This window comes from Tabrizicola thermarum (assembly GCF_003574395.1).
Lineage (GTDB): Bacteria > Pseudomonadota > Alphaproteobacteria > Rhodobacterales > Rhodobacteraceae > Tabrizicola > Tabrizicola thermarum.
Map to the genome: position 1 here is coordinate 74927 of NZ_QMJY01000077.1, position 26243 is coordinate 101169.

Annotated in this window: 25 protein-coding genes; 20 read left to right on the forward strand and 5 right to left on the reverse strand. The window is 68.5% G+C overall.

The annotated features are described in order from the left end of the window. Positions 1-65: 65 nt before the first annotated feature. The 6 genes from D5084_RS12005 (at position 66) to D5084_RS12030 (ending at position 6635) form a co-directional block, all read left to right on the forward strand. Positions 66-734, forward strand: a complete 669-nt coding sequence (locus tag D5084_RS12005; protein WP_128515731.1) for an SURF1 family protein — start codon at positions 66-68, stop codon at positions 732-734. A 10-nt stretch (positions 735-744) separates the two neighbouring features. Further along, positions 745-2133, forward strand: coding sequence for a threonine synthase (thrC, locus tag D5084_RS12010; RefSeq protein WP_128515732.1), 1389 nt, complete (start codon positions 745-747; stop codon positions 2131-2133). A 136-nt stretch (positions 2134-2269) separates the two neighbouring features. Next, positions 2270-3529 (forward strand): M16 family metallopeptidase, encoded by a 1260-nt coding sequence (locus D5084_RS12015; protein ID WP_128515733.1) that lies wholly within the window; start codon positions 2270-2272, stop codon positions 3527-3529. Then, positions 3529-4113 (forward strand): GNAT family N-acetyltransferase, encoded by a 585-nt coding sequence (locus D5084_RS12020; protein ID WP_128515734.1) that lies wholly within the window; start codon positions 3529-3531, stop codon positions 4111-4113. The genes D5084_RS12015 and D5084_RS12020 overlap by 1 nt, the downstream gene beginning before the upstream one ends. Before the next feature lie 259 nt (positions 4114-4372). Further along, positions 4373-5173: an MBL fold metallo-hydrolase gene (locus tag D5084_RS12025; protein ID WP_128515735.1), complete on the forward strand. Its 801-nt coding sequence runs from the start codon at positions 4373-4375 to the stop codon at positions 5171-5173. Positions 5174-5225: 52 nt separating this feature from the next. After that, entirely contained in the window at positions 5226-6635 is a 1410-nt protein-coding gene (locus tag D5084_RS12030; protein WP_128515736.1) for an FAD-binding oxidoreductase, read from the forward strand. A gap of 284 nt (positions 6636-6919) precedes the next feature. On the opposite strand, the gene D5084_RS12035 is transcribed toward D5084_RS12030, so the two are convergent. From D5084_RS12035 to D5084_RS12050, 4 genes are all read right to left on the reverse strand, one after another. After that, entirely contained in the window at positions 6920-7459 is a 540-nt protein-coding gene (locus D5084_RS12035) for an adenine phosphoribosyltransferase (protein ID WP_128515737.1), read from the reverse strand. Between the two features lie 10 nt (positions 7460-7469). After that, entirely contained in the window at positions 7470-8336 is an 867-nt protein-coding gene (locus D5084_RS12040; protein ID WP_128515738.1) for an S-methyl-5'-thioadenosine phosphorylase, read from the reverse strand. Positions 8337-8562: 226 nt separating this feature from the next. Continuing rightward, positions 8563-9711, reverse strand: a complete 1149-nt coding sequence (locus D5084_RS12045; RefSeq protein WP_128515739.1) for a benzoate/H(+) symporter BenE family transporter — start codon at positions 9709-9711, stop codon at positions 8563-8565. Between the two features lie 580 nt (positions 9712-10291). After that, the gene (locus D5084_RS12050; protein ID WP_128515740.1) at positions 10292-10507 is read right to left on the reverse strand and encodes a DUF1127 domain-containing protein; all 216 of its coding nucleotides are present in this window, start codon (positions 10505-10507) and stop codon (positions 10292-10294) included. A 249-nt stretch (positions 10508-10756) separates the two neighbouring features. Here D5084_RS12050 and D5084_RS12055 point away from each other — a divergent pair, with 249 nt between their 5' ends. The 13 genes from D5084_RS12055 to D5084_RS12115 all read left to right on the forward strand — a co-directional run bounded on the left by D5084_RS12055 (position 10757) and on the right by D5084_RS12115 (position 23588). Beyond that, positions 10757-11824 carry an Mrp/NBP35 family ATP-binding protein gene (locus D5084_RS12055; RefSeq protein WP_128515741.1) on the forward strand — a complete coding sequence of 356 codons (1068 nt, stop codon included), beginning with the start codon at positions 10757-10759 and terminating at the stop codon, positions 11822-11824. A 68-nt stretch (positions 11825-11892) separates the two neighbouring features. Further along, entirely contained in the window at positions 11893-12369 is a 477-nt protein-coding gene (locus D5084_RS12060; protein WP_128515742.1) for a VOC family protein, read from the forward strand. Positions 12370-12373: 4 nt separating this feature from the next. After that, positions 12374-12973, forward strand: coding sequence for a dihydrofolate reductase family protein (locus D5084_RS12065; protein WP_128515743.1), 600 nt, complete (start codon positions 12374-12376; stop codon positions 12971-12973). A gap of 14 nt (positions 12974-12987) precedes the next feature. Beyond that, the gene (locus D5084_RS12070; RefSeq protein ID WP_128515744.1) at positions 12988-13443 is read left to right on the forward strand and encodes a VOC family protein; all 456 of its coding nucleotides are present in this window, start codon (positions 12988-12990) and stop codon (positions 13441-13443) included. A gap of 43 nt (positions 13444-13486) precedes the next feature. Further along, positions 13487-14101 carry a TetR/AcrR family transcriptional regulator gene (locus tag D5084_RS12075; RefSeq protein ID WP_128515745.1) on the forward strand — a complete coding sequence of 205 codons (615 nt, stop codon included), beginning with the start codon at positions 13487-13489 and terminating at the stop codon, positions 14099-14101. Between the two features lie 663 nt (positions 14102-14764). Next, entirely contained in the window at positions 14765-15271 is a 507-nt protein-coding gene (locus tag D5084_RS12080) for a division/cell wall cluster transcriptional repressor MraZ (RefSeq protein WP_128515746.1), read from the forward strand. Positions 15272-15302: 31 nt separating this feature from the next. After that, a complete protein-coding gene (gene rsmH, locus D5084_RS12085; protein ID WP_128515768.1) occupies positions 15303-16295 on the forward strand; it encodes a 16S rRNA (cytosine(1402)-N(4))-methyltransferase RsmH in 993 nt (330 codons plus the stop codon). 1 nt (position 16296) lies between these two features. Further along, positions 16297-16653, forward strand: a complete 357-nt coding sequence (gene ftsL / locus D5084_RS12090) for a cell division protein FtsL (RefSeq protein ID WP_238382630.1) — start codon at positions 16297-16299, stop codon at positions 16651-16653. Next, complete coding sequence (locus D5084_RS12095) at positions 16650-18446, forward strand: peptidoglycan D,D-transpeptidase FtsI family protein (RefSeq protein ID WP_128515747.1); 1797 nt, start codon at positions 16650-16652, stop codon at positions 18444-18446. Before ftsL ends, D5084_RS12095 begins: the two co-directional genes overlap by 4 nt. Positions 18447-18457: 11 nt before the next feature. Beyond that, entirely contained in the window at positions 18458-19939 is a 1482-nt protein-coding gene (locus D5084_RS12100) for a UDP-N-acetylmuramoyl-L-alanyl-D-glutamate--2,6-diaminopimelate ligase (RefSeq protein ID WP_128515748.1), read from the forward strand. Next, positions 19939-21375: a UDP-N-acetylmuramoyl-tripeptide--D-alanyl-D-alanine ligase gene (locus D5084_RS12105; protein ID WP_128515749.1), complete on the forward strand. Its 1437-nt coding sequence runs from the start codon at positions 19939-19941 to the stop codon at positions 21373-21375. Before D5084_RS12100 ends, D5084_RS12105 begins: the two co-directional genes overlap by 1 nt. Continuing rightward, positions 21376-22458: a phospho-N-acetylmuramoyl-pentapeptide-transferase gene (mraY, locus tag D5084_RS12110; RefSeq protein ID WP_128515750.1), complete on the forward strand. Its 1083-nt coding sequence runs from the start codon at positions 21376-21378 to the stop codon at positions 22456-22458. A 65-nt stretch (positions 22459-22523) separates the two neighbouring features. Continuing rightward, positions 22524-23588, forward strand: a complete 1065-nt coding sequence (locus D5084_RS12115) for an endonuclease/exonuclease/phosphatase family protein (protein WP_128515751.1) — start codon at positions 22524-22526, stop codon at positions 23586-23588. A 3-nt stretch (positions 23589-23591) separates the two neighbouring features. Here D5084_RS12115 and D5084_RS12120 read toward each other — a convergent pair whose 3' ends face one another. After that, entirely contained in the window at positions 23592-24398 is an 807-nt protein-coding gene (locus D5084_RS12120; protein ID WP_162302429.1) for an FkbM family methyltransferase, read from the reverse strand. Between the two features lie 232 nt (positions 24399-24630). On the opposite strand from D5084_RS12120, the gene D5084_RS12125 reads away from it, so the two are divergent. Next, entirely contained in the window at positions 24631-26175 is a 1545-nt protein-coding gene (locus tag D5084_RS12125; RefSeq protein WP_238382631.1) for a tetratricopeptide repeat protein, read from the forward strand. Positions 26176-26243 lie beyond the last annotated feature (68 nt).

Consider the following 26243-nt stretch of genomic DNA (forward strand, 5'->3'; position numbering starts at 1 on the left):
CCTATCTCCTTTGACCGAACCTGGCGCGGGCCTTCGGGCCTGCGCTTTCATTTCCGGGGGTCGCCATGCGCCGTTACGCCTTTCCCGTCCTGATGGGCATCGTCGGGGTCGCGGTTCTGCTGAACCTCGGCTTCTGGCAGTTGCGCCGGATGGAGGAGAAGCGGGTCTATCTGGACGAGATCGAGGCGCGGATCGGCAATGCCCCCATCCCGCTGCCTGCCGCGCCGGAGGAAGCCCGCGACAAGTTCCAGGCGGTGGTGGCCGAGGGGCGGTTCACGGGCGAATATCTGGAGGTGCTGGCGGGCCAGAAGGGCGCAAGTCCCGGGGTGCTGGTGATCGAGGCCTTCGATCTGGGCGGGGGGCGGCGGATCATGGTGCAGCGCGGCTTCATCGAGGATGACTTGCGGTCGGTTCCGCGCGCGCCGCACGAGGCGCGGGTAGAGGGCAACCTGCACTGGCCGCAGGACACCAACAGCTTCACGCCGCCCCCCGACGAAAGGACCGGGCTCTGGTTCGCGCGCGACGTGCCCGCGATGGCCAGGAAGCTGGGAACGGAACCGACACTGATTGTCGCGCGTGAGCCAACCGGTGACGGGATCGCGCCGGTTCCGGTGGACACTTCGGGTATACCCAACGACCATTGGGGCTATGCGATCCAGTGGTTCCTGCTCGCGGCGACCTGGGCGGGGATGACAGGGTTCCTGCTGTGGCGTATCAGGACGCGGAAGGTGTGAAGGCGACATGATGCAGTATATCTCGACCCGCGGTGCGGCTCCGGTTCTGGGTTTCGGCGAGGCGATGATGACGGGCCTTGCCCGCGACGGCGGGCTTTATGTGCCCGAAACGGTGCCCGTGCTGACCCGGGCCGAGATCGCCGCGCTGGCGGGGGCGCCTTATGAAGAGGTCGCGTTCAAGGTGATGCGGCCCTATCTGGGCGGATTCTTCGGGGACGATGAGTTCCGGGGGCTGATCGCCCGTGCCTATCAGGGCTTTCACCACGCCGCCCGCGCGCCGATGGTGCAGCTGGGGTCGAACCATTTCCTGCTGGAGCTGTTCCACGGGCCGACGCTGGCCTTCAAGGACTTTGCCATGCAGCTGATCGGGCAGATGATGCAGGCGGCGCTGGCGCGGACGGGCGAGCGGATCACCATCGTCGGCGCGACCTCGGGCGACACGGGCTCGGCGGCGATGGAGGCGTTCCGGGGCCTCGCCAACGTCGATGTGTTCATCCTCTTCCCGCATGGGCGCGTGAGCGAGGTGCAGCGGCGGCAGATGACGACTCCGTCCGAGGCGAATGTGCATGCGCTGGCGCTGGACGGGGACTTCGACGACTGCCAGGCCCGCGTGAAGGATATGTTCAACGACTTCGCCTTCCGCGATGGCGTGCGGCTGGCGGGGGTGAACAGCATCAACTGGGCGCGGGTCCTGGCACAGGTGGTCTATTATTTCTACGCCGGGTGCGCGCTGGGTGCGCCGCACCGCGCGGTCAGCTTTACCGTGCCCACGGGGAACTTCGGCGACATCTTCGCGGGCTATATCGCCAGGCAGATGGGACTGCCCATCGACAGGCTGGTGATTGCGACGAACCAGAACGACATCCTCGACCGGGCCTTGCGGTCGGGAGAATACCGGACGAACGGGGTCAAGCCCTCGATCAGCCCGTCGATGGACATCCAGGTCTCCTCGAACTTCGAACGCGCGCTGTTCGACGCCTATGGGCGGGACGGTGCGGCGGTGGCGACGCTGATGGGCGAGTTGAAGGCGGGGGGCTTCCGCATCAGCCAGGGGGCGATCGAGGCCCTGCGGGCGACCTTCGCCTCGGGCCGCTGCGACGAGGACGAGACGTTGGCGGTGATTGCGCGGCATTTCAAGACCACCGGGGAGCTTCTCTGCCCGCATTCCGCCGTGGGGGTGAAGGTGGCCGAGGAGCATCTGGGCGGGGCCCCGATGATTACCCTGGCAACCGCGCATCCGGCGAAGTTCCCCGATGCGGTGGAACGCGCCACGGGCATCCGGCCCGGCCTGCCGCCGCATATGGCGGACCTCTTCGACAAACCGGAACGGATGACGCGGGTGCCGAACGACCTGGGCGCCTTGCAGGCGCTGGTGCGCGACCGGATCGCTCGTCGGTGACTTCGTCCCTCCTCGCTGCGGTCGCGCCGTCCGACGAGACGCCGAAGGCGCGCCAAAAGGCGTCCCGTGCGCCCCTTTTCCTGCCCGCGCCGGGGATGTATCACCGGGCGAGCCGACCGAACTTCTGGATCCAATCTTGACCCAACGCCTGCACACCCTGCCCAACGGATTCCGCATCGTCACCGAGGCGATGCCGGGGCTGCAATCCGCCTCCGTGGGCCTTTGGGTCGAGGCCGGGGGGCGGCACGAGCGGCCCGAACAGAACGGGATCGCGCATTTCCTGGAGCATATGGCCTTCAAGGGCACCCGCCGCCGGTCGGCGCTGCGGATCGCCGAGGAGATCGAGGATGTGGGCGGCTACATCAACGCCTACACCAGCCGCGAGATGACGGCCTATTACGCCCGCGTCCTGTCGGGCGATGTGGTGATGGCGCTGGACGTGATCGCGGACATCGTCCTCAACCCCCTGTTCCGCAAGGCCGACATCGAGACCGAGCGCCATGTGATCCTGCAAGAGATCGGCCAGGCGCTGGACACGCCCGACGACATCATCTTCGACTGGCTGCACGAAGTCAGCTATCCCGATCAGCCCTTCGGACGCACGATCCTGGGGCCGGAGGAACGGGTGGCCAGCTTCCGCAAGGCGGATTTCGAGAGCTTCACGGGCGCGCATTACGGGCCGGACCAGATGATCCTGTCGGCGGCGGGGGGCGTGGACCACGATGCCATCGTCGCGGCGGCAGAGCGGATCTTCGGCGGGCTGAAACCCGTGGGCCGGTCGAAGGTCGAACCCGCTCGCTTCATCGGGGGCGAGCGGCGCGAGGTGAAGGACCTGGAGCAGGTGCATTTCGCCCTGTCCTTCGAGGCTCCGGGCTACCGCGACGACAGGGTCTACACCGCGCAGGTCTATGCGACCGCGATGGGCGGCGGCATGTCCAGCCGCCTGTTCCAGAAGATCCGCGAGGACCGGGGCCTGTGCTATTCGATCCACGCCCAGTCCGCCGCCTATGAGGATACCGGGCAGGTGACGATCTATGCCGGCACCTCCGAGGACGAGATCGGGGAATTGACTCGCCTGACGGTGGACGAGCTGAAGCGCGCCGCCGAGGACATGAGCGAGGCCGAGGTCGCGCGGGCACGGGCGCAGTTGAAGGCGGGGCTGCTCATGGGGCTGGAAAGCCCGTCCTCCCGCGCGGAACGCAACGCCCGGCTGTTGTCGATCTGGGGCCGCATCCCGGCGGTTGCCGAAGCGGTGGCGAAGATCGACGCCGTGGATACCGGTGCGGTGCGAAGCTATGCGGCGGATCTTGCGGCGGCACGGTCGGCGCTGGCGATCTACGGGCCGGTGGCCAAGGCGCCGGGCATCGACGAGGTCCGCAGGGGTCTGGGCGGCTGATGCTGGGACTGAAGCGCCGCGTCCGGGTCGAGACCGAGCGGATGACGCTGCGGCTGCCCGAGCATGGCGACTGGCGGCAATGGTCCGAACTGCGCGAGGCCTCGGCCGAGTTTCTGGTGAAATGGGAGCCGGTCTGGTCGAACGACCACCTGACGCGCCGCGCCTTCACCAACCGGGTCTACTGGGCGCAGCGGGCCGAGGCGCAGGGCACCGCGCTGCCGATGCTGCTGATCCGGCGCGCGGACCAGCAGCTTCTGGGCGCCTTGACGCTGGACAACATCCGCCGGGGGCCGTCGCAGACCGGGACCTTCGGCTACTGGATCGGCGCCCCCTTCGCCCAGCAGGGCTACATGCGCGAGGCGATCCTGGCGCTGACGCATCATGCCTTCACCCGGCTGGACCTGTCGCGGCTGGAGGCGGCCTGCCTGCCCGAGAACGTCGCCAGCCGAGGGGTGCTGGAGAAATGCGGCTTCAAATACGAAGGCGTGGCGCAGAGCTACCTTCAGATCAACGGGCGCTGGCGCAACCATGTGCTGTACGCCAACCTGCGCAGCGACCGGCGCGGGCGGACCGACGTCGGCTGAGGGCGGCGGCTGAGGGCGGCGGCGCGGGCGCTGGCCCTGCCGGGGAATGCCTGACACATCGGGTCGCGCCTGCATATGCCCGGGGGGCCATGGGCGCCCGAACCTCGCGGAGCGGCTGCCAGGGCTTGTGCCTTCGCCGACGACCGCGCGGAATCTGCGCAGGCTGGACGCCGTGGCCATGCTCGCGCATCCGTGATCCGGGCATGGCGTGACCCGGGCGCAATCCGGGTTACCCTTTGCCCGATCCCGGAGGTGACCGATGCGTCTGCTTGCCGCCCTTGCCCTGCTTGCCGCCCCGGCCTGGGGGCAGGATCGGATTACGTCGCATTGCATCGCGCTGGCGCAAGCGGAGCCCGCGGTGGTTCCGGTGGCGCTTCACGACGGGCTGGAGCCGGACGCGGTCCTCATCCGCTATATCGATCATGCAAGTTTTGCCATCGTCACGGCGGACGGCACGGTCGCGGTGACGGATTACACGGGCTATCTTGGCTCGGCGGATCTGGTGCCGGACGTGGTGACGATGAACAATGCCCATTCGACGCACTGGACCGCAGCACCCGACCCGCGCATCCCCCATGTGCTGAAAGGCTGGCCCGAAACCGGACGTCCGGCCGACCACAGGCTGGACCTGGGCGCGATGCTGGTGCGCAACGTCACCACCGACACGCGCGGGCCGTTCGGCGAGGGCGCGCGGCGGGACGGCAATTCGATCTTCATCTTCGAGGCCGGGGGGCTGTGTATCGGCCATCTTGGCCATCTGCACCAGATCCCCACGGACGCGCAATATGCCGCGATCGGGCGGCTGGATGTGGTGATGGTGCCGGTGGACGGCGGCTATACGATGCGGCTTCAGGACATGACGGGGGTTGTCAGGCGCCTGCGGTCCTCGGTGGTGATTCCGATGCACTGGTTCAGTCGCGGATCGCTGGACGCCTTCCTGTCCGACATGCAGGGCCAGTTCACCGTGGTCGAGACCGGCGGGGCGCAGATCGCGCTGTCGCTGGGCAATCTGCCGTCGCAGCCGACGATCATGGTGCTGGAGCCGGCCTATATCGACTGATCTCTGGCCCCCGCTGGCTGTGCAGGCTAGCAAGGCGCAAGGAGGCCCCCCGATGCTGAACCCCTGCGATCGCGCATTCATCGACCGTCTTGCCCGGGACTTGCCCGAAGGGGTGCTCTCGGCGCCCGAACCGCGGCATCTGGAAGAGCCGCGCGGGCGGTGGACCGGGCAGGCGGGTGTCTTGGCGCGGCCGCGGACGACCGCGGAGGTGGCGGCGATTGTAAGGGCCTGTGCGACGGCGCGGGTCGGCGTGATCCCGTGGTCCGGGGGCACGGGCCTGGTCGGCGGGCAGATCATGACCTCGGGGCCGGCGCCGCTGCTCATGTCGCTGGAGCGGATGGCGGCCTTGCGCGGGGTCTGGCCGGAAGAGAACGCGATGGTCGTCGAGGCGGGGATGATCCTGGCCGATGTGCAGGCCGAGGCGGCGAAGGTCGGGCGGCTGTTCCCCTTGTCGCTGGCCTCCGAGGGCAGCTGTCGGATCGGGGGAAACCTTGCCGCGAACGCCGGGGGGACGGCCGTCCTGCGCTATGGCAATGCGCGGGATCTGTGCCTGGGGCTGGAGGCCGTGCTGCCCGACGGCAGCGTCTTCAACGGCTTGAGCCGGCTGCGGAAGGACAATGCGGGTTATGATCTGCGGCATCTGCTGATCGGGTCCGAGGGGACGCTGGGGGTGATTACCGCCGCCAGTCTGAAGCTGTTCCCGCAGCCCGCCGCGCGGGTGGTGGCGCTGGTGTCGGTGCCCTCGCCTGCGGCGGCGCTGGATCTCTTGGCGCTGTGCGGTGACCGGGCGGCGGGGATGGTCTCGGCCTTCGAACTGATCCACCGGATGGGCTTCGACTTTCTGGAAGAGACCGGGTTCGACCTGCGCCCGCCCTTCGATCCGGTGCCGGAGTGGCTGGTGCTTCTGGAACTGGAACTGCCCGCCGGGCTGGAGGCAGAGGCGACGATGGCGGGGCTCTATGCGGCGGCCTCGGAGGCGGGGCTGGTGACGGACGGGGTGATCGCCACGTCACAGGCGCAAGGCGCGGCGATCTGGGCGCTGCGCGAGACCATTCCGCTGGCCAACCGCAAGGTGGGGGCGGTGTCGAGCCATGACATCTCGCTGCCCCTGTCGGCAATCCCGGGGTTCATCGAGGCGGCGCCGCGCGCGATCGCGGGGCTGGGGGCGTTCCGGGTGAACTGTTTCGGGCATCTGGGCGACGGCAACCTGCACTGGAACGTCTTTCCCGAACGCGGTCACGGGAAGGCCGAGCATGAGGGGGTGCGGGACCAGGTGAAGCGGGTGGTGCATGACCTGGTGCACAGCCTGGGCGGGTCGGTCGCGGCAGAGCACGGGGTCGGGCGGCTGAAGGTTGCGGACCTTGCGCGCTATGGCGATCCGGGGAAGCTGGCGGCGATGCGCGCGATCAAGGCGGCGCTGGACCCCATGGGCATCATGAACCCGGGGGCGGTCCTGGGCTGAGGGGCCGCTCGTCGTCGGCTGCGCTGCTCCTCGCCTGGGCAGGTCGGGCGGGGACAAAGAACATCCCCGCCGCAGGAAACCTGCGACGGGGTGCTTGGGGGGTGTGTGGAACACGCTTTGGGTAGAAGCGCGGCCAGGGTGGGTGGCCCTGACAAACCCTGTTCTAGGGTGATTCTCTTTCGGCAAGGTTAACGCGGTCCGGCCTGCCCACCGCGCGCCGCCGATTTCTTCGAAGAGATCGGGCCGGAGTTTTCGAGACCTCCGCTGTCCCCGGTTCTTCGGCCTTACAGCCCTTCGAACGCGCAGAGGGCGTGGACATCCATGCCCATCGCCTCCAGCTTCCTGCGGCCGCCCAGATCGGGCAGATCGACCACGAAGGCGCAGCCGACGACCTCGGCCCCGAGGCGCTCGATCAGCCGGATGCCCGCCTCGGCGGTGCCGCCGGTGGCAAGGAGATCATCGACCAGAAGCACCTTCTCGCCGGGCTGCATCGCGTCGTCGTGGACCTCGACCACCGCCTCGCCGTATTCCAGCTTGTAGGCCTGGGATATGGTCTGGCCCGGCAGCTTGCCCTTCTTGCGGATGGGCACGAAGCCGGTGGAGAGCTGATGCGCCACGGCCCCGCCAAGGATGAAGCCCCGCGCCTCCAGCCCCGCGACCTTGTCGATCCGCTGGCCGGCATAGGGGGCCAGAAGCTGATCCACGCACATGCGGAAGCCGCGCGGATCGGCGAAAAGCGTGGTCACGTCGCGGAAGAGGATGCCCTCGTGCGGGAAGTCGACGATGGTGCGGATGTAGTCCTTGACGGTCTTTTTCGGGGTCATCTGGGGTCTCTCAAAGGACGCGTCCGGCGACGGCGTCGAGTTTGGCAAGAAGGTCGGGGTCGCGCTTTTCCGGGGCGGTCATGATGGCGTGTTGGAGGGCGCGGTCGCAGCCGTGGGGGCAGGGCTGGCGGTCGGGGCTCAGGAGGGCGGGCAGGCGGGCGACAAGGCCGCGGGCGGCGGCGGCGTTGGCCTGGACGACGGCGATCACCTGCGCCACGTCCACCGCGCCGTGGCTGTCGTGCCAGCAGTCGTAGTCGGTGACCATGGCGAGCGAGGCGTAGCAGAGCTCGGCCTCGCGCGCGAGGCGGGCTTCGGAAAAGCCGGTCATCCCGATCACGTCGGCGCCCCAGGTCCGGTACATCCGGCTTTCCGCGCGGGTGGAGAACTGGGGGCCCTCCATCGACAGGTAGGTGGCGCCGGTGTGGACGCTCAGGCCTGCGGCGCGGGCGGCCTGAACTGCCAGCGCGCCGAGGCGCGGGCAGGTCGGGTCGGCGAGGCTGACATGGGCGACGCAGCCGGGGCCGAAGAAGCTGGGGGCCCGCTGGGTGGTGCGGTCGATGAACTGGTCGACGAGGACGAAGTGGCCGGGCTCAAACTCCTCCCGCAGGCTGCCGACGGCCGAGACGGCGAGGATGTCGGTGCAGCCCAGCCGCTTCAGGGCGTCGATGTTGGCGTGGTAGGGGACGGAGGTGGGGGAGTGGACGTGGCCGCGTCCGTGGCGGGGGAGGAAGGCCACGGGGAGGCCGTTCAGGCGGCCGACCAGAACCTCGTCCGAGGGCTTGCCCCAGGGGGTCTTGACCTTCACCCAGCTGGCCCCTTCAAGGCCGTCGATCTGGTAGACCCCCGATCCTCCGATCACGCCGAGCATGGTCTGCATGGGGGGCCTCTCGCTGGTTGGACGGGGGGAGGATAGCGGGGCGGGGCGGGTGTGGGAAGGGGGTGCGCCGCGCGCGGCGCGTTTTGGAAGGTGAGGGATTTCAGGGAGTTGGCCGTGGGCGTTAGGGAATTGTTAGGAATTTCGCGCCGGGCGGCTCGTCGTGCGCTTCGCTTCTCCTCGCGGGGCCGACCCATGCGACGAAGAGACGAAGTCGAACGAGGAGCGGTCAGGCCTGGCGTGGCTTCAGACGGTCAAGGCCCCAGACCAGAAGCCCCACGACCAGCCCCCAGAAGGCCGCCCCGATGCCGAATGCGGCCAGGCCCGAGGCGGTGACCACAACGGTCAGCGCGGCGGGCAGGCGTTGGTCGGGCTGGGCGAAAGCGCCGGTCAGCGCCCCGGTCAGGGGCGACAGAAGCGCGAGGGCGACGAGGGCGGCCACCACCTCGGACGGCAACGCGGCGATCAGGTCGAGGACCGTCGGGCTGAGCAGGCCGAGGAGCGTCCAGGCCAGGGCATAGGCGAGGCCCACCAGCCAGCGGCGGTCGCGGTCCGGGTGGACATCGGGGCCAAGGCAGATCGCGGCGGTGATCGCGGCCATCGAGACAGTGTGCGCGCCGAAGAAGGCGGTGACGGTGGAGATCACCCCGGTCGTGGTCAGGGCGGCGCTGACGGGCGGCTCATAGCCCGCCGCCCGCAGGGTGGCGAAGCCGGGCAGGTTCTGCGAGGCCATGGTCACAAGGTAGAGCGGCAGGCCAAGGCCGAGGATCACCGACAGACGGAAGGCGGGGGCCACGGGTTCCAGTCGGGGCCCGGCAAGGTGGACGGCGGAGAGGTCCGATCCGGTGGCAAGCGCCAGCACGATCCCGGCTGCGAAGGCGGCAAGGACGGCGAAAGCCGGGTTCCAGAGCCGGACGATCAGAAAGACCGCGACCATCGGCAGGACGAGGGCGGGGGCGCCTTGCGCGGCGGTGGCACCTTTCAGGCAGAAGGGCAGGAGGACCCCGCCCAGCATGGCGGCGGCGATGCCGTCGGGGATGCGGGCGACAAGGGCGCCAAGCGGGCGGATCAGCCCGGTTGCGGCGATCAGGAGGCCCGCTGTGACGAAGGCCCCGACGCCCTCGGCGAAGGTCATGCCGGAGGTTGCGGCGATCAGGGCCGCGCCGGGGGTGGACCAGGCGAGGACGACCGGCACCTTCGATCTGAACGACAGGAGGGCGGAGCCGACGGCCTTGCCCAGGCTGATCGCCAGAAGCCAGCTTGCCGTCTGCGCCGGGGTCGCGCCAAGCGCCGTGGCGGCGGCCAGCAGGATGGCGACCGAGGAGGCATAGCCCACCAGGGCTGCCACGGTCGCGGCCGAGATCATGGAAAGGCGCATCCTGTCCCCTGGGCGTGCCGGATGATCCGGTCGGCGGACTATTCCGCGCCAGCTTTCGGGCCGCAAGGGGGGAAAGGGCGGCGGCTCCCAGGGAGGAGGAGGGGGGAGCCGCCGCAAAGTCGGTCATCCCGGGAGGAGGATGGGACGCCCGATACCGGTCGGGCCTCTTGCGGCCCGGAATTCAGCGCGGCGGTGCCCAGGGAGGAGGGGGGGCACCGCCGCATGTACCAGGCAACCCGGGAGGAGGGTGGGCGCCCGATGGCCTGGGCCCTTCGGCCCGGAATGGGGGCGGCGATGCCCAGGGAGGAGGAGGGGGGCATCGCCGCGGGATCACAGGACCCAAGGGAGGAGGAGAGGGCCCCGGATTTCAGATCGGACCTTGCGGCCCGGAGATTTGCGCGGCAGCGCCAGGGAGGAGGGAAGGCGCCGCCGCTTTACCAGAGGACCCGGGAGGAGGTGGGTCATCCGATGCTTGTGGGGCTGTCTGGCCCCGGATAGGGGCGGCGATGCCCAGGGAGGAGGAGGGGCATCGCCGCGTATCGCTTCGGTCCCAGGGAGGAGGAGGGGACCTCACGAATTCTTACTTGCCGTAGGCGGCCTCGCGGGCGATTTCGGCAATCCGAAGCCGCGAGATGCCGAGGTCGGCCAGTTCGCGGTCGGTCAGGGCATTCAGCTCGGCCACGGTCTGCGCATAGACGCGGCGCTGGGCGATCGCGGTCAGGACGGCGTCCTTCACAAAGGCCAGGCGGTCGGCGAAACCCTTGCGGGCGATGGAAGTGGTGTTTGCATAAGCCATGTCACTCAAGCCTCTTCAGTTCGGTCAGCAACGTTCTGTCGCGCTGTTAGGGGTAACATGGTCCGATTGCTGCAGATGCACAATAGCGGGCCGCAGCAATGCTGCCATGCAGCATGCGCATGACTGACGTCACGGAAATGTCATGATTTCCCAAGGTCTTCGCCGAAATTTTGAGCATCTGGTCAACGGACCTTGCCCTTGCGCCGAAACGCTACGACCTTAGTGCAAATCTTCAGCGGAGTTGAAACGATGGCAGTGGATCGGGACCAGGTGATGGGCGTCTTGGCGGGGGTCGGGCACCCCGGCGGCGGCGATCTTGTCAGCCGCGATCTGATTCGGGCGCTGAGCGTCGAGGGGGGCGTCGTGCGCTTTGTGATCGAGGCGGCGACGCCCGAGGAGGCGCGCGCGCTGGCTTCGGCGCAGGCCGAGGCGGAGGCGCGCTTGCGCGCGCTGCCGGGGGTGACTTCGGTGCAGGTGGTGATGACGGCGCATGGGCCGGCGGCGAAGGCTCCGACGCTGAAGATCGGGCAGCATCCGACGCCGCAGCAGGGCGGGCCGCAAAGGATTTCGGGGATCGACCGGATCATCGCGGTGGCCAGCGGCAAGGGGGGCGTGGGAAAATCGACGGTGGCGTCGAACCTGGCGGTGGCGCTGGCGCGGCGGGGGCGGAAGGTCGGGCTTCTGGACGCAGACATCTACGGGCCGAGCCAGCCGAAGATGATGGGGGTGTCGAAGCGGCCCTCCAGCCCCGACGGCAAGACCATCGAACCTCTGGTCGCGCATGGGGTGACGATGATGTCGATCGGGCTGATGCTGAAGGAGGACGAGGCCGTGGTCTGGCGCGGTCCGATGCTGATGGGGGCCTTGCAGCAGCTTCTGGGGCAGGTGGCCTGGGGGAAGCTGGATGTGCTGATCGTCGACCTGCCGCCGGGGACGGGGGATGTGCAGCTGACGCTGTGCCAGCGGACGCAGCTGACGGGGGCGATCGTTGTCAGCACGCCTCAGGACGTGGCGCTTCTGGACGCGCGCAAGGCGCTGGACATGTTCGCCAAGCTGAAGACCCCGGTGCTGGGGCTGGTCGAGAACATGTCCACCTACATCTGCCCGAACTGCGGGCATGAGGCGCATATCTTCGGCCATGGCGGGGTGGCGGCCGAGGCGGCAAGGCTGGACCTGCCGTTCCTGGGGGAGCTTCCGCTGGCGCTGGATGTGCGGGTGGCAGGCGACAGCGGCATGCCGATTGCCGCAACGGATGGCCCGCTGGCCGAGCCCTACCTGCGGCTGGCCGACCGGCTGATCGCGGGCGGGATGGGCTGAGGGCCGCAGATCAGGCTTGATTACATACCGATTGGTATGTAAGGTTCCTTCGGCAAAGGGAGGAGCCAATGACCCACAGCATCCGCACGTGTCTCTGGTTCGAGGATGGCCGCGGCCCGGAAGCCGCCGCCTTCTATTGCAGTCTGATCCCCGACAGCCGGGTGGAGCGCAGTTTCGCCTTCGACAGCAGGCAGGGCTGGCAGTCGTCGGTCACGGACTTCCTGCTGGGGGGCGTGCCATACCGGATCCTCGACGCGGGGCCGTACTTCAAGCTGACCGAGGCCGTGTCGATCAGCGTCGAGACCGGGACCCAGGCGGAAAGCGACCGGCTTTGGGATGCGCTGACGGCGGATGGGGGCGCGGAGAGCATGTGCGGCTGGCTGAAGGACCGATATGGCGTGTCCTGGCAGGTGTTTCCCAGGCGGCTGACCGAGCTGACGCTGCACAGCGACCGGAAGGTTGCCGGGGCGGCGATGGCGGCGATGATGCAGCAGAAGCGGATCGACATCGCCGCGATCGAGGCCGCCGTCGCGGCGGTGGCGTGACGCGATGCGGACCGTCAGGATCATCGAGCACATCTCGCTGGACGGGGTCATCCAGGCGCCGGGCGGGCCGGAGGAGGACCGGGACGCCAGGTTCGACTTCGGCGGCTGGGCCTTCCCGTTTCATGACGACGAGGCAGGCGCCGCCATCGACCGGGCGCAGGGGCAGGGGTTCGACCTCCTCCTGGGCCGCAAGACATATGACGTCTTCGCCGGATACTGGCCAAGGCAGGCCGGGCCGATGGCCGACAGCCTGAACGGCGCGCGGAAACATGTGGCGACGCACCGGCCCGAAAGTCTGGACTGGGGGCCGGCGGAAAGCCTGGGGGCCGACATCGCGGCGGGCATCGCGCGGGTGAAGGCGGGCGACGGGCCGGACCTGATCGTCTGGGGCAGTTCGACGCTGACACCCATGCTGATCGCCGAAGGGCTGGCGGACGAGGTGGTCCTGATGGTGTTCCCGGTGATGATCGGGCGCGGCAAGCGGATTTTCTCTGACCTGGTCCGCCCAGGCGAGCTGACCTTGATCCAAAGCAAGGCGACGCCTTCCGGCGTCATCCTATCAACCTACAAGCCCGCCGGCGCCCTGCGCACCGGCAGCTTCTGACCGGGGAGGGCCAGATGAACGACGCGTCCGCAGACCAGCGCTATCGTCCCGAGGATCGGATCATGCATGGGGTCATCCCCTATCTCGCCCTGCCCGGCCAGGCGGGGGCGGCGGCGGACTTCTACATGAAGGCCTTCGGTGCCAGAGACATCGGGCGGATGCCCTTCGAAGGGCGACCCGGCCAGTTCATGCATGTCCAGGTCGAGATCAACGGCGGTGCGCTGATGCTCACTGACGAGGAGGGCATGTCCAGCGTCGCTGCGACCGGCAACCCGATGCCGCAGGGCCACTTGCAACTGGTGGTTCCCGACGGGCAGGACTGGTGGGATAGGGCGATGGCGGCGGGCTGCACGGTCGTCGCCCCGTTCGAGCGCCAGTTCTGGGGGGATACCTGGGGCCTTCTGGCCGATCCCTTCGGCCTGAAATGGGCGATCTTGACACCCGATCCCGCTCTCATCGACAAGGGGTGATGATATCCGCGAGCCCAGTTTGACCGCAGAGACCCGCGTCCCTTTGCTGCGTGTCCCAAGGGGAGAGGCGCGCGCGCGGCTGATCGAGGCCGCGCGCAATCTTGTCCGCCGCAAGGGCTTTGCCGCGACCAGCGTCGATGACCTGTGCGCGGCGGCGGGGGTGACGAAGGGGGCCTTCTTCCACCACTTCGCCAGCAAGGAGGCGCTGGGCGTGGCGCTGGTGGACGACTGGACCGAGATGACCGGGGCCATGTTCGCCGCCCACCCCTACAACGCCAAGGACGACCCGCTGGACCGGGTCCTTGCCTATCTGGACCTGCGGCGCGCGCTTCTGGAGCAGCCGCTGCCCGACTTCACCTGCGTCGCAGGGACCACGGTGCAGGAGACCTACGAGACCTCGCCCGCGATCCGCGCAGCGGCCGAGCGGAGCATAAGGTCGGGCTTCGACCATGTGCTGCCGCATCTTGAACAGGCGCTTGCCGCGCATCCGGTGCCGGGGGTGACGGCGGAAAGCCTGGCGCAGCAGTTCCAGGTGGCCACCCAGGGCGGGATCATCCTGGCGAAGGCGATGGGCGACCCCGCCCCCGCCCGTGCGGCCTTCGATCATCTGGAGCGCTATCTGCGGCTTCTGTTCGACCGGCCGGAAAACGCTGCATGAGTCGGTCGCGGGCCTGATCCCCGGGCCTTCGGCAGAGGCGAGCCGGCCCGGGTGCCGGGCGGATGACCGCTGAGTCTTTCGAATCACAGGTGCCGGGAAATCACGGGAGAGCGCCGTTTGCGCTGGCTCCAGCGCGCTGAGTCGCGCAGATTCGCGGAGCTGGCGGCGGGAATGTCCCCGGCTGCGACTGTGTGGTGGAATTTTATGGGAAATCACGGGACCGTTATCTGTCGTGAGTTTTTCACTACATCTAGAGGAGTGCGGCGCAAGGTTTGGCTATAGATTGAAGTCTGCGGGCAGTTTCGGGCACAAAATCCTGCTCTTTGACCCCTGCGGATACAAGATGCAGCCCATCCTGTCCCAATTTTTTCCTTGCTATCCCATGAAATCCCATGCACCTTGAGCTCACGACGATGAGATGGGCAGCGAAAGTCAGGGGCGGACCAAAGACCCCGAACAAGGCGTAAGGCAGCTTCATACAGGCAGCCCCTTTCATCGGCGCACAGAGATCCGGCGCGCAAGCGAGCAGCATCTCCCCCAAGGTGGCAAGCGTAGCTGGACGCCCAGCGATGGGACAGCGGCGGATCGGGTAGTGGCAGCAACCCGATCCGCCTTTTTCTGTTCATCGCCCCGGGCTTGACGTGGATTTCAGAAGGCCGGGCGATGGCAGAGGCGTTCAGAGGCGAGTTCTACCAGAAGGTAGACGGGAAGGCGCGGGTCTCGATCCCGGCGGCCTTTCGCGCCATTCTGATTGCCGACGATCCGCTGGCCGCGAACACCCAGCGTCCGCGCCTCTACATGGTCTACGGCGGCAAGACGCGGAACTTCGTCGAATGCTATTCCAAGCTGGGCGCGGACCGGCTGGCCGAGGATATCGAATCCATGGAGCTTGGCTCGAAGGAGCGGACCCGGGCGGAACGCGACCTCATCAGCCGGTCGGTGATGGTCGAGGTCGATGGCGAGGGGCGCATCGTCCTGCCGCCGCAAGTGCGGGAAAAGATGGGATTTCACGGCGACGATCTGGCAGGCGGCGGCGAAGCGGCCTTTGCCGGGTTCACCAACCGCTTCCGGCTGTATCGCCGCGAGGTCTACGAGGCCGAACTGGCCGAGGATGACGACGATGACGTGGACCCGCTGACCCTTGTCGGGCGGCACAAGCGGACGGGGTAGGCCGATGAAGGGTCCGCTGCCAGCCCGCCCGATGCCAAGCCAGACCTCCGATGATCCCCATGTCCCGGTCCTGATCGAGGCGATCCTGCGGGAATGTGCCCCGGTTTCCGGCGTCTGGCTGGATGGGACCCTCGGGGCGGGGGGCTACACGCGCGCCCTGCTGGCGGCGGGGGCAGCGCGGGTGATCGGGGTGGACCGCGATCCGCTGGCCTTGCAGATGGCGGCGGACTGGGCGGCGCCCTACGGCGACAGGCTGCGGCTGGTGGCGGGGACGTTCTCGGATCTCGACACGCTGGCCGGGGAACCGCTGGACGGGGTGGTGCTGGACCTTGGCGTGTCGTCGATGCAGCTGGATCAGGCCGAACGCGGGTTTTCCTTCATGAAGGACGGGCCCCTGGACATGCGGATGAGCCAGTCCGGGCCGTCGGCGGCGGATCTGGTGAACACCGCCGACGAGGGCGTGCTGGCCGACATCCTGTATCACTACGGCGAGGAACGCGCCTCGCGGCGCATCGCCCATGCCATCGTGGCGGCGCGGGCGGTGGAGCCGATCCGGACCACGGCGAAGCTGGCCGAGATCGTCTCGAAATGCCTGCCGCGCCCCAAACCGGGGCAAAGCCACCCCGCGACGCGCAGCTTCCAGGCGATCCGCGTTGCGGTGAACACCGAGTTCCAGGAGCTGGCCGAGGGGCTGAACGCCGCCGAACGGGCGCTGAGGCCGGGGGGCCTATTGGCGGTGGTGACGTTCCACAGCCTGGAGGACCGCATCGTGAAACGGTTCTTCCAGCTGGCCAGCGGTCACGAGGCCAACGCCAACCGCTATGCGCCCGCCCGCGCCGACACCACCGCGCGGTTCGAGATGGTCACGAAGAAGGCCGTGGCGCCGGATGCGGCCGAAGTGGCCCGCAACCCGCGCGCGCGGTCCGCCAAGCTGCGGGTCGGGCGGCGGACCCATGCCCCGGCACAGATGCTTGCCCCGGCCGAGCTTGGCTTGCCGGAAATCCAGAAGAAAGGACGCCGCTGAGATGCGCCCCGTGTTGTATGTCCTGTCCTTCCTTGGCCTGATCGCGCTGGGCTTCTGGGCCTACCGCGAGAACTACGCGACCCAGGCCGCGCTGAAGGAGGTGCAGGCTCTGCAACGCCAGATCGTCGGCCTGCGGGAATCGCTGTCGGTGCAGCGCGCGGAATGGGCCTATCTCAACCGCCCCGACCGGCTGCGCCAGCTGGCCACGGCCAATTTCGACCGGCTGGGCCTGTTGCCGATGGATCCGTCGCAGTTCGGCACCGTCGCACAGATCGTCTATCCGCAAGCCAAGCTGCCCGCGATCAGTTTTGCCACCGACATCCAGGGCACGATTGCCGAACCCGAGGAGGGGCTATGACCCTGCGCACGCCGCTTCGCCCTCTGGCCCGGATCCTGCAAGCCCGGCAGGACGGGTTGAACCCCGACAGCATCGAGAAGGAAAACCTGCGCCTCCGGCACGAGGCGATGCGGGAAAAGGCGCGGGGCCGGGCGCAGTTCCGGCTGGTGATCCTGTGTGCCAGCTTTGTCGTGGCCTTCGGGGCGATCGGTGCGCGCATGGGGCTGATGGCCGCGACCGAGCCGCAGGAGCCGCGCGCCAGTGCGCCGGGCGCCGAGATCATCGCGCAGCGTGCCGACATCACCGACCGCAACGGCCGGGTGCTGGCAACCAACATGACCACGCATGCGCTTTATGCCCATCCCAAGGTGATGGTCGATCCCAGGGGCTCGGCCCGGAAGCTGGCGGAAATCTTCCCCGAACTGGATGCCAAGGCGCTGGAGCGGCGCTTTACCGACGGGCGCAGCTTTGTCTGGGTGCGCAAGGTCCTGTCGCCCGAACAGATGCAGGCCGTGCACGAGATCGGCGATCCCGGCCTGTTGTTCGGCCCCCGCGAGATGCGGCTTTATCCGAATGGCACGCTGGCCGCGCATGTGCTGGGCGGGACCTCCTTCGGGGCCGAGGGGGTGCATTCGGCGGAAGTGATCGGCACGGCGGGGATCGAAAAGGCGATGGATGCGCGGCTGCGCGACCCGGCGCAGGGCGGCAAGCCTCTGACGCTGTCGCTTGACCTGACCTTGCAGGCGACGGTCGAGGAAGTGCTGGCCGCCGGGATGGGAATGCTGAACGCCAAGGGCGCGGCGGCGATCCTGATGGATGCGCGGACCGGCGAGATCCTGGCGCTCGCCTCGCTGCCGACCTTCGATCCGAACAACCGACCCAATCCGCTGGTGGACAAGGATGCCGAACCCGGCGACAGCCCCCTGTTCAATCGCGCGGTGCAGGGGGTGTATGAGCTTGGCTCGACCTTCAAGATCTTCGCGGCGGCGCAGGCGATGGAACTGGGGCTTGTCACCCCTGAAACGATGGTCGATGCCAATGCGCCGATGATCTGGGGCAAGCACAAGATCAAGGAGTTCGAGGGCAAGAACTACGGCCCGCTCTTGTCGGTCTCGGACGTGATCGCCAAGTCGTCGAACGTGGGCACGGCGCATATCGCGCTGATGATCGGGCCCCTGCGGCAGCAGGCGTTCCTGAAATCGCTGGGGTTCTTCGAGCCGACGCCGGTGGAACTGGTCGAGGCCCCGGGGGCAAAGCCGCTGATCCCGAAGAAATGGCCCGAGATCGTGACCATCACCACCTCTTACGGCCACGGCATGTCGGCCAGCCCGATGCATCTGGCGGCGGCCTATGCGGCGATTGCCAACGGGGGCGTGATGATCAAGCCGACGCTTCTGAAGCGGGAAGGCCCCACCACGGGCGTCCGGGTGATGAGCGAGAAGACCGCGATGGAGGCGGTCAGGATGCTGCGGCGCGTGGTGACCGAGGGGACGGCAAGTCTGGGCGATGTGCCGGGCTATGAGGTCGCGGGCAAGACCGGCACGGCGGACAAGCCGAAGAAGACCGGCGGCTATTACAAGGACAAGGTGGTGAACACCTTTGCCTCGATGTTCCCGGCGTCGAACCCGCAATATGTGCTGATCGTGACCCTGGACGAGCCGCAGGACGACACCCTTTCGGTCACGCGGCGCACGGCGGGCTGGACGGCGGTTCCCGTCGCGGCCGAGATCATCCGGCGCGTGGCCCCGCTGATGGGGCTGAGACCCAAACTTGAACCCCCTGCCGCGGATGCGGTAACAGCCGCCAGCAACTGACGGGGGTTTTCATGGCAGCGCGCGCGATACGGCTTTCCGACCTTGGGCTGACGGCCCGGGCAGGCCGCGACCCTGCGCTGTCGGGGCTGACGGCGGACAGCCGGGCCGTACGGGCGGGGATGCTGTTTGCCGCCCTGCCGGGGACCACGGTGCATGGCGCGACGTTCATCCCGGCGGCGCTGGAGCAGGGCGCGGCGGCGGTGCTGACCGATGCGGCGGGTGCCCGGATTGCCGCCGATGCCTTGGCCGACACGGACGTGGCGCTGGTGGTGGCCGAGGACCCGCGTGCCGCTCTGGCCTGCGCCGCGGCGCTGTGGTTCGGCGCGCAGCCCGAGGTCATGGTCGCGGTGACGGGGACGAACGGCAAGACCTCTGTCGCGACCTTCACCCGGCAGATCTGGGCGGCTCTGGGGCGCGAGGCGATCAACATCGGCACCACGGGGATCGAGGGCGCCTGGACCGCCCCGTCCGGCCACACGACGCCCGATCCGGTGACCTTGCAGAAGCTGCTGGCCGCTGCGGCGCAGGCGGGCGTGACCCATGCGGCGATGGAGGCCTCATCCCACGGCATTGACCAGCGGCGGCTGGATGGCGTGCGGCTGACGGCGGCGGGCTTCACCAACCTGACGCAGGATCACCTGGACTATCACGGCACGATGGCGGCCTATTTCGACGCCAAGGCGCAGCTGTTCGCGCGGCTGCTCCCCGAAGACGGGGTGGCCGTGGTGAACCTTGACGGCGCGCGCGGATCGGACATGGCGGAACTGGCGCTGAACCGGGGGCTCAGGGTGCTGACCGTGGGCAAGGGGCAGGGGGCGGATCTGCAGATCGCCGCGACCCGGCCTGACGCGACGGGGCAGGAGGTGCGCTATCTGTGGCAGGGCCGCGCGTTCCAGACCCGGCTTGCGCTGATCGGGGCGTTCCAGGCCGAGAACGTGGCCGTCGCGGCGGGGCTGGCCATCGCGGCGGGCGAGGCGCCCGAGGCGGTGCTGGGCGTCCTGCCGCGTCTGACGGGCGTCAGGGGCCGGATGCAGCTGGCCGCGACCCGGCGGAACGGGGCGGCGGTCTATGTCGATTACGCCCATACCCCCGATGCGATGGAAACCGCTTTGCGCGCGCTGCGGCCGCATGTGATGGGGCGGATCATCGTCGTCTTCGGCGCGGGCGGCGACCGGGACCGGACCAAGCGGCCCCTGATGGGTGCGGCGGCGAAGGCCCATGCCGATGTGCTTTATGTCACCGACGACAACCCGCGCACCGAGGATCCGGCCTCGATCCGCCGCGCCATTCTGGAAGCCTGCCCCGAGGCGAACGAGGTCGGCGACCGGGCCGAGGCGATCCTGCGGGCGGTGGATTCGGCCCAGCCGGGCGATGCGGTCCTGATCGCGGGCAAGGGCCATGAAAGCGGGCAGGTGATCGGCACCGACATCTATCCCTTCGACGATGTGGAACAGGCAAGCGTCGCGGTGGCGGCTCTGGACGGGGTGATCTGATGCTGTGGACCTCTTCCGATGCGGCCCAGGCGACGGGCGGGCGGGTGACGCGGGCCTGGGAGGTTTCGGGCGTGTCGATCGACACGCGGACGCTTCAGCCCGGCGATCTGTTCGTGGCGCTGAAGGACGTGCGCGACGGGCATGATTTCGTGGCCCAGGCGCTGGAAAAGGGGGCGGCGGCGGCCTTGGTCAGCCGGGTTCCAGAGGGCGTGGCGCCGGAGGCTCCTCTGCTGATCGTGCCGGACGTGTTGCGGGCGCTGGAGGCGATGGGGACCTTTGCGCGGGCGCGGACCAGGGCGCGGGTGGTGGGGATCACCGGCTCGGTCGGCAAGACCTCGACCAAGGAGATGCTGCGGCAGGTCCTGTCGGGGCAGGGCAGGACCCATGCCGCCGAGGCCAGCTACAACAACCACTGGGGCGTGCCGCTGACGCTGGCAAGGATGCCTGCCGATGCCGATTATGCCGTGATCGAGATCGGGATGAACCATCCCGGCGAGATCGCGCCGCTGGCGCGGCTGGCACGGCTTGACGTGGCGATGGTGACGACCGTGGCCCCGGCGCATCTGGCGGCGTTCGACAGTGTCGAGGGGATCGCACGGGAGAAGGCCTCGATCTTCGACGGGTTGAAGCCGCAGGGCGTCGCGGTCTTCAATGCCGACATCGAGTGGACGCCGCTTCTGCGCGAAAAGGCCGTGGCGGTGGGGGCGCGCGCAATCGGGTTCGGCGCCACCGAGGGTGCGGACTGGCATCTGCTGGAGGCGCGGATCTGCGACGATACGACGGTGGTGCGCGCGGCGCGGGCGGGCACGCCTCTGCTTTTCAAGGTGTCCTCTCCGGGCAGGCACTTCGTGCTGAACGCGCTGGGGGCGCTTGCCGTGGCCGAGGCGCTGGGGGCCGACCCGATGATCGCGGCGCATGACCTTGGCCGGTGGACGCCGCCGGTGGGGCGCGGCCAGCGCGAACGCATCGTGCTGGATGTCGTGGAAGAGACCTATGTCGACCTGATCGACGATTCCTTCAACGCCAATCCCGCCTCGATGGCGGCGGCGCTGGATGTGCTGATCGCTGCCAGACCCACCGACGGCATCGGCCGCGTGGGCGACGGGCGGCGCGTCGCGGTTCTGGGCGACATGCTGGAACTGGGTCCGACGGAAGGCCGGCTTCACGCCGAGATCGCCCGCCATCCCGGGCTGGAGGCGGTGGACATCATCCATTGCGTCGGCCCGCGCATGAAGGCGCTGTACGAGGCCCTTCCGCGCCGCCAGCGTGGCGACTGGGTCGAGACCGCGACGGAACTTGCCGCGCGTGCCCGCACGCTGGTCGATGCCGGCGACATCCTTCTGGTGAAGGGCTCGAAGGGGTCGAAAGTCAGTCTGGTCGTTGACGCCCTGCGCAAAATGGGGCAGGGCACCCCGCCGACAGAAGGATCCGAGTAAATGTTCTACTGGCTCACCGAGTTTTCCGATGGCGGGGACCTGTTCAACCTGTTCCGCTATACCACCGTCCGCGCCGGGGGGGCCTTTGTCACCGCGCTGATCTTCGGCTTTCTGTTCGGCCGCCCGCTGATCGACTTCCTGCGGAGAAAGCAGGGCAAGGGCCAGCCGATCCGCGATGACGGGCCGCAAAGCCACATGGCCAAGGCGGGCACGCCGACGATGGGGGGCCTTCTGATCCTGTCGGCACTCATCTTTTCCACCCTCCTCTGGGCGCGGCTGGACAGCCCCTATGTCTGGATCGTCCTTCTGGTCACGATCGGCTTTGGCCTGATCGGCTTTGCCGACGACTATGCCAAGGTGACGAAGCAGAACACCCGGGGTGTTCCGGGCCGCATCCGGATGGGTCTGGGCCTGCTGATCGCGGCGCTGGCGGCCTATGCGGCATCCATGTTCCACCCGCCGGAGCTGACGAACCAGCTGGCTTTCCCCCTGTTCAAGGATGCGCTGGTCAACCTTGGCTGGTTCTTCGTGCCTTTCGGCATGGTGGTGATCGTGGGCGCGGCGAATGCGGTGAACCTGACCGACGGGCTGGACGGGCTGGCGATCATGCCGGTGATGATCGCGGGCGGGACGCTGGGGATCATCTCTTACGTCGTGGGCCGTGTGGACTATACCACCTTCCTGGGCGTCCACTATGTGCCCGGCACGTCCGACCTGATGGTCTTTGCCGCAGCCCTGTTCGGCGCGGGGCTGGGGTTCCTGTGGTACAACGCCCCCCCGGCGGCGGTGTTCATGGGCGATACCGGCTCGCTGGCCCTGGGCGGGGCGCTGGGGGCCATCGCGGTCTGCACCAAGCACGAGATCGTGCTGGCGATCGTGGGCGGGTTGTTCGTCGTGGAAGCCCTGAGCGTCATCATCCAGGTCCTCTACTACAAGCGGACCAAGAAGCGGATCTTCCTGATGGCGCCGATCCACCACCATTTCGAGAAGAAGGGCTGGGCCGAGCCGCAGATCGTCATCCGGTTCTGGATCATCAGCCTGATCCTGGCGATGATCGGGCTGGCGACACTGAAGGTTCGCTAGCTTTTCACGGCGACTCCATCCGTTTCGTGCTAGGGTTGCGGCATTGAACCGGAAAGGATTTTGCCATGAAGCTGCGTGCCTTGGACATTGCCACCTTCAACCTTCTGAACCTCAACGAACCCGGCCTGCCGCTGTATCGCGATGACGACGCCTGGCCGCAGGATGTCCATGATCTGAAGATCGACTGGACGGCCCGGGTCATGACCCGGCTGAAGCCGCATGTGATGGGGTTTCAGGAGCTGTGGCATCGCGCCTCGCTGGAGCGCGCGGTGGCGGCGGCGGGGCTGGCCGCCGACTATGACCTTCTGATCCCGCCCGATGCCGACGGCACGCGCATCGTCTGCGCGGCGATGGTGGCCAAGGGGCTTCTGGTGGGTGCGCCGGAATGGATCACCGACTTTCCCGAGGCCTTTGTCCTGGAAAGCCGGGGCGACGATCCGCAGACCGCAGCGATCAGCGTCAAGCTGCGCAGCTTTTCCCGGCCCGTGCTGCATTTCACCATCCGCCCGCGCGACGACCAGCCTCTGGTTCATGTCTTCGTCTGCCATTTCAAGTCGAAGGCCCCGACCAAGGTCTTCCGCGAACGCTGGTTCAACGCCGACCGCGAGACCTACAAGCCGCATCAGGGCAACCTTGGCGCGGCGCTTTCGACGATCCGGCGCACGGCCGAGGCCTCGGCGCTGCGCTTCCTGCTGACGGGCCTCATGCGCGGCAACGATGCGCCGGTGATCGTGCTGGGCGACATCAACGACGGCCAGCTGTCCAACACGGCGAACATCCTGACCGAACAGCCGCGCTATCTTGTCGGCGACAGTGTGGGAGGAGGCGATGCAGCACTTTACACCGCGCAGACCTTGCAGGAATACCGCAACACGCGGGATGTCTATTACACCCATATCCACCAGGACATGATGGAAAGCCTGGACCACATCCTTGTCAGCCAGGAGTTCTACGACAACAGCCGCAAGCGGGTCTGGCTGTTCGACGGGATGGTGGTCATGAACGACCATCTGAACTGGGACGACCACAAGATCAGCGGCACGAACGACCACGGCATCATCTCGGCCCGGTTCAAGTACCGCCCGATGAAGGCCGAGGCGCGGGCCATGGTGGCGGGTCCGGTCGCCTGAGGGTCACGCGAGGGGGCGCAGCTCGCCCGGAAGCGAGGAGGGCAGGCTGCGGCCGGGCGGCAAGGCGATCAGCGCGCTGCCCCCGGCATCGGGCGCGAAGATGTTGGCCGGTTCGCCGCGCGCATTGGCGGGGCGGAAAAAGCGGGTGTGGTGCAGGATCAGGCCGTAGCCCAGCGGCTTGAGCAGGACGTGCAGACGCCGCAGCTTCTCGCGGTCGTGCACCTCGATGTAGAGGACCGGGCGCAGGGTCTTCAGCGTGTGGCGGGCACCGGCCACGACGCGGTCCTCGAAGCCTTCGGTATCCACCTTGATGAGATCGCAACGCTCCGGTGCCAGGCTGTCCACCGTGATCAGCGGCACGGTATCGGTCTCCGGGTCGGTCGCAGGGTCAAGCGACACCCTGGTCGCCCCGGCATTGTGGCGCCCCGTCGGATCAAGCCGCGGCACGCCGCACAGCCCCGGCGCATCGCCCACGGCGGCGCGGATGCAGTTCACCGTGGTCAGCTGGTTGGCCGTCACATTGGCGCAGAGCAGCTGGAAGCAGAACCGCTGCGGTTCAACCGAGGTGACCTGCCCGGAGGGTCCCACCGTCCGGGCCAGGGCCAGCGTGTGAAACCCGATGTTCGCCCCAAGATCCAGCACATGGTCACCGGGGCGCACGAAGGACAGGATGCTGTCCACCTCATCGCCTGCGAACTCGCCATAGACCCGAAGCGACCGGCTGATGACCGCGTCGCCCTGCAAGGTGAACATCCGCCCGAAGCGGGTTTCGACGACCGGAAAGACCGGCATGGCAGCGGTGGGGTCCAAGGGGTGGCTCCGTCTGACGGACGCGGCAAGGGTGAGTTGTGGTCGTATCCTACGGATACGCCTTGTCTCGGGAACAGGAAAGCCGGGGACAGTCGGCCCCTGTGTGGCCGGATGTCGTCGCCTTGCCGATCTGCGAAGGGGAACCCGGGCAACTCTTGCGGGAATGGCCTGCGTCCCCTACACCATTCGGGATCGTCACAGATCGGCGGTCCGCGACACTGGCAGGAACGACGTGGCGCAACCGCACCAGACGGCAGCTTTCGCAGCGGCCCCGGACCCCGGGCGCGCCGAGGCTGCGCCGGACCCTGGCCTGGTGCATCTGACCGCGCGCGAGACCCTGCTGCGCGACCGGTGCGAAAGGCTGTTCGTCCAGTTGCGCAGCGCAGACCCCGTCACGGCCGAGGCGCTGCGTGCCGATCTGGCGCTGGCGCACGACGCGCTGATCGCAACGGTGCACCAGATCGCCAACCAGCCGTGGGAGGGCCATGCCCGAGCCGAACGGCTGGCGGAAATCGGCGAGGCCCTGGCCGAGGCGGCGCGCAAACCGGGTCAGGTCGGCGTCGTCCGGCTGACCGAGGCGATGTCCGCGCTGCGGGACGGGGCGTCGGGGCCGGCGGCAGAGGTCCTGGCCGAACTTGCCGCCGCCAGCACGCTTCCGGCCGACGAGGCGGCGCGTCTGGCCTTTGCCCAGGGCCAGATCGCCGAAGCCGCCCTGCGCTGGCATGAAGCCGCGCGCCACTATGCCCGGGCGGCGCGGCTCGACCCCGACCTGCGGTCCTTGCAGAAGGCGCGGGACCTGGCCTGCCGGACGGGCGACCTGACCGGCGCCTTCCGGCTGGGGACCGCGCTGATGGTGCTGGCCGAAACCTCGGGCGCGCCCGAGGACCGGGCGATGGCGATGGCCGACCATGCGCTGACGCTGGAGGCGCAGGACCGGCTGCCCGAAGCCGAAGGCTATCTGCGCAAGGCCGCAGCACTTGGCCGGTCGGTCGGGCCGGGACCGGACCAGGCCCAGCGGCTTGCGCAGCTGGCGCGGGTGATCGAGGCGCAGGATCGCTTTGCCGATGCCGAGGGCCCGCTGCGCAAGGCGACCGAGTTGACGCGGGCCACGCTGGGCGAACGGCATCCTGACACCTGCGCGCGGCTGAATGCGCTGGGGCTGAACCTGCAGGCGCAGGACCGCGACGCCGAGGCCGAGCCCCTGCACCGCAAGGCGCTGGACCTGGCGCGCCAACTGCCCGTCGCGGCGCATCCGGTGACGGTCGACTGCCTGACCGGACTGGCGCAGCTGGCCGAACGGCAGGGGCGGCTGGATCAGGCCGAACATCTGTACCGGCAGGCTCTGGACCTGGAGCAGCGGCTGATCGGCCGGACCCATCCCGACTTTGGCGGGCGCATCTTCGCGCTGGCCGAAGTGGTGCGCGCGCAGCGCCGCCTGCCCGAGGCCGAGACCCTGTTCCGCAAGGCGCTGGAGATCGACCGCGCCACCATCGGCGAGGCGCACCGCGACTTCGGCATCGGCCTGAACAACCTGGCCGGCGTGGTCGAGGCCCAGGGCCGCCCCGCCGAGGCCGAGGCGCTCTATGCCGCGGCGCTGGCGATCTTCCGCGACCGGCTGGGCGATCTGCACCCGGCGACGCAGAAGGTGGTGCGCAACTTCCGCGCGCTGATCGCCGCGCAGCTGCCCGGCTCGGCCCATCGTCCGGGGGTCGAGGCGCTCTGGTCGCTGGGGCAGGCGGGCGCCCCGGGCCCTGGCGGCGGATGCGTGTCCGGCTGAGGCGGTCATGGGTACGACAGGACCGACCCCACGGCCCCCCTTTCCCTTCCGCCTGCCCTGACCTATCC